Origin of the sequence: Methylobacterium ajmalii, from assembly GCF_016613415.1 — a bacterium.
Lineage (GTDB): Bacteria > Pseudomonadota > Alphaproteobacteria > Rhizobiales > Beijerinckiaceae > Methylobacterium > Methylobacterium ajmalii.
In genome coordinates this window covers 1-7,853 of the sequence record NZ_JACWCT010000088.1, presented here as the reverse complement: position 1 = coordinate 7,853, position 7,853 = coordinate 1, and the positions used below count along the sequence as shown (strand labels likewise).

The window sequence follows — 7,853 nt, the reverse complement described above, 5'->3', positions numbered from 1 at the left end:
CCAGCACCTTGGTGATCGCCGCGGTCAGCGAGGTCTTGCCATGGTCAACGTGACCGATGGTGCCGATGTTGCAGTGCGGCTTCGTCCGCGAAAACTTTTCCTTGGCCATATCCATCACCTGCGGCAAGCCCGCCCACGACGTCCAGCCGGGCGGAAGGCGCGGCCCGCTTAGAGGGTTAGCGCCGGTTGATCAAGTGCGCGCATGCGCCCGGAGGCCTGCGCGACGGTCGGCACGGTCCAGCCATGCGCCCCGTTCCCTGCCAAGCGTCTCCCTGCCAAGCGTCTCTCTGCCATGCGTCGCGGCTCACGGCTCGGCGCCGCCCGCCACGCGCCGGCGGCCGACGCTGCGCGCGTAGGCCTCCGCCGTGTCGCGCTCGTGGTCGGAGAGCAGCTGCTCGACGGCGCCGACGAGGTCGGGGGCCTCGGTGAAGCCCGCCGCCACCAGGGCCACGGCCTTCGCCCGCGCGGCGTCGCGCTTGGCCGGCAGGCAGATGTGCTGCGCCCGCACGGCGAAGTGCTCGGGCGTCTCGCGGCGAACCCGCGCGGCCGCGGATTCCCGGGCAAGGCAGCCCTTCAGCCGCGCGATCGCCGCCGCCTCGCGGTTCGGCCGCGCCCCGTCGAAGGCGTGACTCGCGGTGGCGTGGATCGGTCCCGACAAGGCGACGAGCAGCAGCGGCATCACGGCGCGCATGACGGTGTCCCGGGGCGTTTGTTCCTGTTACGTTCCATACCACCACTGATTCCCTGCTGCCAAGGTAAAGCGGTGGAGGGATGGGGACAACGCCGCAGGGCGAGCCCCGCCCTTTCGAGCGGGGCTCCTCGGGGCCTGTCCGTCAGGCCGCCTGCGGCGTGTCGCGGCTTTCGAGGAACGCGGCGTGCTCCTCGGCGAGCGCCCCCGACAGGGCGCGGGCGATGAGCGCGCGGGTCTCCTCGACGCCGTAGAGCGCGACGAACGAGCCGAAGCGCGGGCCCCGCGCCTCGCCGAGCAGGATGCCGTAGAGCGTCGTGAACCAGGTCTGCGACACGCCCGGGCGCCCGTCCGGGCTCTTCGACTTGCCCGACAGGTCGGGGAAGTGGCGCCGGCCGACCTCGTAGACCGCGGCCTGCAGCGCCTCCGGGTCGGTGGACCCCACCTGCGCCGCCAGCGTCTCCGACAGGTCGGCGAGCGCCGCCGCCTCCTCGGCGCTCGGCGTCCGGTAGGTCTTCTGCGGGCGCACGAAGTCGCGGAAGTAGCGCACCGCGTGGTGCACCAGCCGGTCGAGCCGCGGATGCGTCTCGGGCGAGGCCTCGGGCGCGTAGCGGCGGATGAAGCCCCACAAGACCGCCGGGTCCTCGGTGTTGGCGACCGCCACGAGGTTCAGGAGCATCGCGAAGGGCAGCGCCCCGCCCTCCCCGACCCGCTCGGGCTCGGGCGGGGTACCGGCATGGAGGTGCCAGGTCGGGTTGCCGAGCTTCAGCTTCGGTTCCTGGCCGGGAAACTTCTCCAGGAACGACAGGTAGTCGTCGACGTGACGCGGGATGACGTCGAAGTGCAGGCGCTTGGCCTCGCGCGGCTTGTTGTACATGAACAAGGCGAGGCTCTCGGGCGTGCCGTAGGCCAGCCACTCGTCGATGGTCAGCCCGTTGCCCTTCGACTTCGAGATCTTCTGGCCCTTCTCGTCGAGGAAGAGCTCGTAGTTGAAGCCCTCGGGCGGCTCGGCGCCGAGCACGCGGGCGATCTGCCCCGATAGCTTGACCGAATCGATCAGGTCCTTGCCGGCCATCTCGTAGTCGACGCCGAGCGCGACCCAGCGCATCGCCCAGTCGGGCTTCCACTGCAGCTTGGCGTGGCCGCCGGTGACCGGGGTCTCGTAGGCCTCGCCGGTCGCGGGGTCGCGCCACACGATGGTGCCGGACGAGACCTTCACCTCGTCGATCGGCACCTGCATCACGTGCCCGGTGACCGGGTGCAGCGGCAGGAACGGCGAGTACGAGGCCGAACGCTCGGCGCGCAGCGACGGCAGCATCACCGCCATCACGGCGTCGTAGCGCTCCAGCACCCGCAGCAGCGTCGCGTCGAAGCGGCCCGCGCGGTAGCACTCGGTCGCCGACAGGAACTCGTACTCGAAGCCGAACTTGTCGAGGAAGCGGCGCAGCTCGGCGTTGTTGTGGGCGCCGAAGCTGTCGTGGGTGCCGAACGGGTCCGGCACCGCGGTCAGCGGCTTGTTGAGGTTTTCCGCGAGCAGCGCCTTGTTCGGCACGTTCTCCGGCACCTTGCGCAGGCCGTCCATGTCGTCCGAGAAGGCGACGAGGCGGGTCGGCACGCTGTCGTTGGTCAGCGTCCGGAAGGCGTGGCGCACCATCGAGGTGCGGGCGACCTCGCCGAAGGTGCCGATATGCGGCAGGCCCGAGGGGCCGTAGCCCGTCTCGAACAGCACCTCGCCTTTGCCCGTCCGTTCCAGCCGGGCGACGAGCTTGCGCGCCTCCTCGAAGGGCCAGGCGGACGCGGAGGCGGCGGCCTCCGCCAGGGCGGGATCGATGCGGAAAGGTGCGGGCATTCGCGTGTCGAGGCCGCGCGGACGCGGCCTTCCGGTGAGCGTTGAAGGGAGCCCGGCACCCTATGGGCCGCGCTCCCGGGGGTCAACGCGATGCGATTGTCTTACGCGGGGACGGGTTCGCGAGACGCCGCTTCCGTTCGCGCCCCGGCCATGATGTCGGCCAGGATCTCGTAGGAACGCAGGCGCGCCCGGTGGTCGTAGATCGCGGCCGCCACCATCAGTTCGTCGGCCTGCGTACGGGCCGCGATCGCGTCGAGGCCGCGCTTTACGGTGTCGGGCGAGCCGACCACCGAGCAGGCGAGCATCCCGGCCGCCTGCACCTTCTCGTGGCCCGACCAGTAGGTCTCGATGTCGTCGATCGGCGGCGGCAGCTGGCCGCGGGTGCCGCGGAAGATGTTGGTGAAGGCCTGCTGGGCCGAGGTGAAGAGGCGTCGCGCCTCGCCGTCGGTCTCCGCCGCAATGACGTTGACGCCGACCATGGCGTGGGGCTTCGCCAGCTGCGCCGACGGTTCGAAGCGGGCGCGGTAGACCTCGAGCGCCTGCATCAGGGCGTCGGGCGCGAAATGCGACGCGAAGGCGTAGGGCAGGCCCAGCATCGCCGCGAGCTGCGCCCCGAACAGGCTGGAGCCGAGGATCCACAGCGGCACGTTGGTGCCCGTGCCCGGCACCGCCTGGATGACGCGGCCGGCATCGAGCGGCCCGAGCAGCGTCTGGAGTTCCAGGACGTCCTGCGGGAAATGGTCGGAGGCCGACGGATCGCGGCGGAGCGCCCGCAGGGTGCGCTGGTCGGTGCCGGGCGCGCGCCCGAGGCCGAGGTCGATGCGGCCCGGATAGAGCTCGGCCAGCGTGCCGAACTGCTCGGCGATCACCATCGGCGAGTGGTTCGGCAGCATGATGCCGCCGGCCCCGACCCGGATGCGGTGCGTGCCCCCGGCGATGTAGCCCACCACCACCGAGGTCGCCGCGCTGGCGATGCCGGTCATGTTGTGGTGCTCGGCCACCCAGTAGCGGGTGAAGCCCCACCGGTCGGCGGCTTGCGCCAGGTCGAGGGTGTTGCGCAGCGCATCACCCGGCGAGGCACCCTGCGGTATCGGCGCGAGATCGAGGACGGAGAGTGGCGGCATCGGCGGGTCCCGGAGGTTGTGAGTGCATGTCCCCTGCTGGGCCCCAAGATTTGGCCTGGGGGCGGCGGATACAAGCGCCCCGGGCCGATGCGTGACATGCAGGGGTTGCGTGGGCAGCCATCATCTATCTGCGAGAGGCGCCGCCATACCGCCTGTTCCGACCGACGGAATGCCTGAGCGACAGTGCCCATCCCGGCCGTTCGAAACCGGATCTTGCCCGCCCCGAACGATTCCCCGATGCTGACGCCCGCGCTCGCGCCGGCCAAGAACCGGCAACGAGACGAGCGGCGATCCGGGGAGGACCCATGGCGGGCTTGTTCGATCTCACCGGCCGGGTGGCGGTGGTCACCGGCGGCAATGGCGGCATCGGGCTCGGCATGGCGGAGGCCCTGGCCGGCGCCGGCTGCGCGGTCTCGATCTGGGGCCGCGACGCGGAGAAGAACCGGCGGGCGCTCGAACGCCTCGCCCTCGCGGGTGCGCCGGTGGCGGCCGAGACCTGCGACGTCGCCGACCCGGACGCGGTGCAGCGCGCCTTCGACGCAACGCTCGCGCGCTTCGGCCGGGTCGACGGGATGTTCGCAAATGCGGGCGTCGCCGGGGGCGGGCGGCGCTCGTTCCTGGAACGGGACGCGGCGGAGTGGCGGCAGACCTTCGCGGTCAACCTCGACGGGGTGGTGGCGAGCTTCCAGGTCGCGGCCCGCCACATGGCCGAGCGCGCCGGCGCGGGCGACGCCTTCGGGCGCCTCGTCGCGACGTCGAGCGTCGCCTCGCTGCTGGGGGCGGCGCGCAACGAGCATTACGGCGCCACCAAGGGCGCGCTCAACGCGATGGTGCGGGCGCTCGCGGTCGAACTCGCCCGCTACGGCGTCACCGCCAACGCGATCCTGCCGGGCTGGATCGAGAGCGACATGACGGCGGGGCTGATGGCGAACGAGAAGTTCGTGAGCTTCAACCTGCCGCGCATCCCCGCCCGCCGGTTCGGCCGGCCGGAGGATTTCGGCGGCATCGCCGTCTACCTGATGAGCGGGGCGTCGTCCTACCAGACCGGCCAGGTGGTGGTGATCGACGGCGGCTACACGGTGGCGTGACGGGGCTCGCACGATGGCACGCTTCACCGACAGGGCGGTTCTCGTCACCGGCGCGGGCAGCGGCATCGGCCGCGCCTCCGCCCTGCTGTTCGCCCGCGAGGGCGCGGCGGTCGCGGTCGTCGACCGGGACGCCGCCGGGGCCGAGGAGAGCGCCGCGCTGATCGCCGCGGAGGGCGGCCGGGCGCTCGCGCTCGTGGCGGATGCCGGCCGCGAGGCCGAGGTGACCGGGTGCCTGGCGGCGGCCGAGCGGACCTTCGGCCGGCTCGACGCGATCCACGCCAATGCCGGGATCGGCGGCGGCACGGTGCCGTTCACCGAGCAGAGCGTCGAGCAGTGGGAGGAGGTGCTGCGGATCAACCTGATCGGCGCCTTCCTGGCGATCAAGCACGGCGGGCCCCTGCTGCTGCGCCATGGCGGCGGGGCGATCGTCTGCACCGCCTCCGTCGCCGGGCTTCGCGCCAACGCGGCGGGCGCGGCCTACAGCGCCAGCAAGGCCGGGGTGATCAGCCTGGTCCAGACCGCCGCCGACGCCTTCGCGGGGACGGGTCTGAGGATCAACGCCGTCTGCCCCGGCCTGATCGAGACCGGCATGACGGCGGGCCTGTTCGCCGCGGCGCGGGCGAAGGGGAAGCAGAACCGCATCGGCCAGCTCAACCCGTCGCGCCGGGCGGGCCTGCCCGAGGAGGTCGCGTCCGCCGCCGTGTTCCTGGCGAGCGACGAGGCGGCCTACGTCAACGGGCAGGCGCTCGCGGTCGATGGCGGGCTGTCGAGCACCCATCCGTTCGTGCCGCGGGCGCCGCGGGGCTGAGCGCCGGCCGTCTCCGTCGCGTCTGCGGCGTCCCTGAAGGCGGCGCTCTCTCAGGCGGCCCGGTCCAGGGGCGTGATCCGGGCGATCTCGTCACCGATCTCGCGACCGACCGCTTCGAGCTCGAATTGCCGCTGCAGGTTGAGCCAGAAATCCGGCGTCGTCCCGAAATAGCGGCCGAGGCGCAAGGCGGTGTCGGTCGAGATGCCGACCTCCTCCCCGGCGATCCGCTCGATGCGGGTGCGAGGCACGCGGCAGGCCTTGGCGACCACACCGGCCGACAGCCCGAGCGGAACCAGGAACTCCTCGCGCAGGACCTCTCCCGGATGCATCGGCGGGAGAACCGTGTCGGTCTCGAACTCGATGGTCATGCCGGCCTCCTCGGGCCCGGGGTCAATGGTAATCGACGATCTCCACACGGTCCGATCCGGCCTCCGTCCAACGGAAGCAGAGCTGGTATTGGCTGTTTGTCCAGATCGCGTGCTGACCGAGCCGGTCCCGCTCGAGCGGATGCAACTCGAGCACTTCACGATCGCGTTGCAATCGCGAAGCTCTCTAAGTCATTGTTTTGTCGCATTTTCTGCGACGAACCGGTTTCCACTTCGTCGGAAAATGCTCTAGTTGCCCGGAGGCTGCTTGAGATCGTCGAGTATCCGGGCGGGGTCGAGCATCTTCAGCTTCCGGCGCGCCGTGCCGACGATCGTGGCCGGAAGTCCCTTCGGTGCCCTCCCCCGGAACACCGCCTCGGTCCGTTCGTCCGCGAAGCTCTGGATCGCCACAAGATTCCCGCCCTCGGCCGGGCATCAGTATCAAACGATGATACATTGTGGTCAAGCACGCGGTCTCGGGAAACGGGGCGAATTCACGCCCGTCGTCCGAGCGGATGCGTTCAGAACGGGCTCACCGGAAAGAACCGCAGGTACAGCTCGGCGTACTTGCCCTCGTCCCACAGGCGCTGGAGCGCGTCGTCCAGGGCGCGAGCCAGCGCCTCGTCCTCCTTGCGGGTGACGAAGCCGATGCCCTCGCCGAAATAGCGGTTCTCCAGGTAGTCGCCGCCCGCGAAGGCGCAGCAGCCCGCCGCATCCGTGCCACCGATCCAGAGCGCCAGCGCCAGCCCGTCGCCGAACAGGTAGTCGACCTCGCCCCGGCGCAACGCGGCCTCGGCGGTGCCGAGATCGGGATAGGTCTTCGGGGTGACCTTGAAGAAGGTGCGCAGATACGCCTCGTGCGCGGTGCCCGAGACCACGCCGACCGGGTGCTCGGCGAGCCCCTTCGGGTCGGGCGCGGGCAGGCCCTTGTCGCCGCGCACGACGAAGCGGGCGGGCCAGCGGAAATAGGGCCGGGTCACCTGGTGGCCGCTCCGGAGCGAGGCGGTGAGCGGGATCGCGGCCGCCACCACGTCGCCCTGGTTGGCCTGGAGCGCGTCGAGCAGCGTGTCGAAACGGCGCGCCTGCACGGTGCAGGTCAGGCCGAGCTTCTCGCAGGCCGCCCGGGCGAGCTCGACCGAAAACCCGGTCGGGCTGCCGTCCGGCCCGGCGAAGTGCAGCGGCGGGTATTCGTCGTCGGTCAGGAAGCGGATCGGCCGGGTGGCCTGCGGCGGATCGGGCCGCTCCAGCCGGGCACGGGGATTCCAGAAGTTCGGGATCGTCACCGGCTCGGCCGCCCGGGCGGGGCCCGCGGCGAACGCCAGGAGCGCCGCGAGCAGCGCCGCCAGCAGAGCTGCCACTTGGCCGCGACGGTGACGCTGCGGCATACGCGCAACGATTGCGAAAAAACCGCCGGTCGGGCGGCGGGGCGCTGTTGCGGATGCGGGACGAGCCATAGGCTCCCGATACCACGAACCTCCGCCGGAGGGAGTCCGCAAGTTCGGGGTCAGCAGGTTCGGAGCCCGTCATGTTCGTCGAGGTCCGGTCTCCCCACGGCGCCACCGCCATCGTCCTGCCGGGCGAGCTGGCCTTCCTGCTCGGCCAGGGGGTCGACCTCGCGGTCGTCCGGGAGGCGGCCGTACTCGCGCGGCGGGAGGGCACGGAGCCGGTCGCGGCCCTGCTGCGCGCCGGCCTGATGAGCGAGGCAGCCTACTACGCCGCCCTCGCCCGGGCGCTCGGGCGGCCGTTCCGCGGCGCCGGGCTCGTCCTCGACCCCGGGGCGCGGTTTCCCGAGGATGTCCGCCAGGGCGCGACGCGCGGGGCCGGCGGGGAGTGGCTGCTCGCGCCGCCCCCCGGTGCCGTAGCCGCCCTGCTGGCCGCCGGCGTGCCGCCGAACGCGGTGTTCACGACGCCGGCGGCGCTCGCCGCCGCGG

The 7,853-nt window shown here is 71.8% G+C and carries 9 protein-coding genes and 1 pseudogene; 3 read left to right on the top strand and 7 right to left on the bottom strand.

All coding sequences use genetic code 11. The annotated features are described in order from the left end of the window. The 4 genes from HPY23_RS16770 to HPY23_RS16755 form a co-directional block, all read right to left on the bottom strand. The coding region (locus HPY23_RS16770) for a GTP-binding protein (protein WP_236012443.1) at positions 1-109 on the bottom strand (109 nt) is incomplete at its 3' end. Positions 110-304: 195 nt separating this feature from the next. After that, entirely contained in the window at positions 305-691 is a 387-nt protein-coding gene (locus tag HPY23_RS16765) for a hypothetical protein (RefSeq protein ID WP_060845677.1), read from the bottom strand. Positions 692-833: 142 nt separating this feature from the next. Continuing rightward, positions 834-2,537 (bottom strand): lysine--tRNA ligase, encoded by a 1,704-nt coding sequence (locus HPY23_RS16760; RefSeq protein WP_091886305.1) that lies wholly within the window; start codon positions 2,535-2,537, stop codon positions 834-836. A gap of 101 nt (positions 2,538-2,638) precedes the next feature. Continuing rightward, a complete protein-coding gene (locus HPY23_RS16755; RefSeq protein WP_091886302.1) occupies positions 2,639-3,661 on the bottom strand; it encodes an LLM class flavin-dependent oxidoreductase in 1,023 nt (340 codons plus the stop codon). 305 nt (positions 3,662-3,966) lie between these two features. On the opposite strand from HPY23_RS16755, the gene HPY23_RS16750 reads away from it, so the two are divergent. Further along, positions 3,967-4,749, top strand: coding sequence for an SDR family NAD(P)-dependent oxidoreductase (locus HPY23_RS16750; RefSeq protein WP_091886298.1), 783 nt, complete (start codon positions 3,967-3,969; stop codon positions 4,747-4,749). A gap of 13 nt (positions 4,750-4,762) precedes the next feature. Continuing rightward, entirely contained in the window at positions 4,763-5,557 is a 795-nt protein-coding gene (locus HPY23_RS16745) for an SDR family NAD(P)-dependent oxidoreductase (protein ID WP_091886295.1), read from the top strand. A gap of 50 nt (positions 5,558-5,607) precedes the next feature. Here the strand turns inward: HPY23_RS16745 and HPY23_RS16740 are convergent, their stop codons facing one another. From HPY23_RS16740 to HPY23_RS16725, 3 genes are all read right to left on the bottom strand, one after another. Continuing rightward, positions 5,608-5,925, bottom strand: coding sequence for a HigA family addiction module antitoxin (locus HPY23_RS16740; protein ID WP_091886292.1), 318 nt, complete (start codon positions 5,923-5,925; stop codon positions 5,608-5,610). A 246-nt stretch (positions 5,926-6,171) separates the two neighbouring features. Further along, on the bottom strand, positions 6,172-6,333 hold the full coding sequence (locus tag HPY23_RS16730) for a type II toxin-antitoxin system RelE/ParE family toxin (RefSeq protein WP_175539945.1): 162 nt from the start codon (positions 6,331-6,333) through the stop codon (positions 6,172-6,174). A gap of 110 nt (positions 6,334-6,443) precedes the next feature. After that, positions 6,444-7,307 carry a transporter substrate-binding domain-containing protein gene (locus HPY23_RS16725; RefSeq protein ID WP_091886286.1) on the bottom strand — a complete coding sequence of 288 codons (864 nt, stop codon included), beginning with the start codon at positions 7,305-7,307 and terminating at the stop codon, positions 6,444-6,446. A 140-nt stretch (positions 7,308-7,447) separates the two neighbouring features. On the opposite strand from HPY23_RS16725, the pseudogene HPY23_RS16720 reads away from it, so the two are divergent. Next, positions 7,448-7,853: pseudogene (locus HPY23_RS16720) on the top strand (glycosyl transferase); the annotation flags it as partial.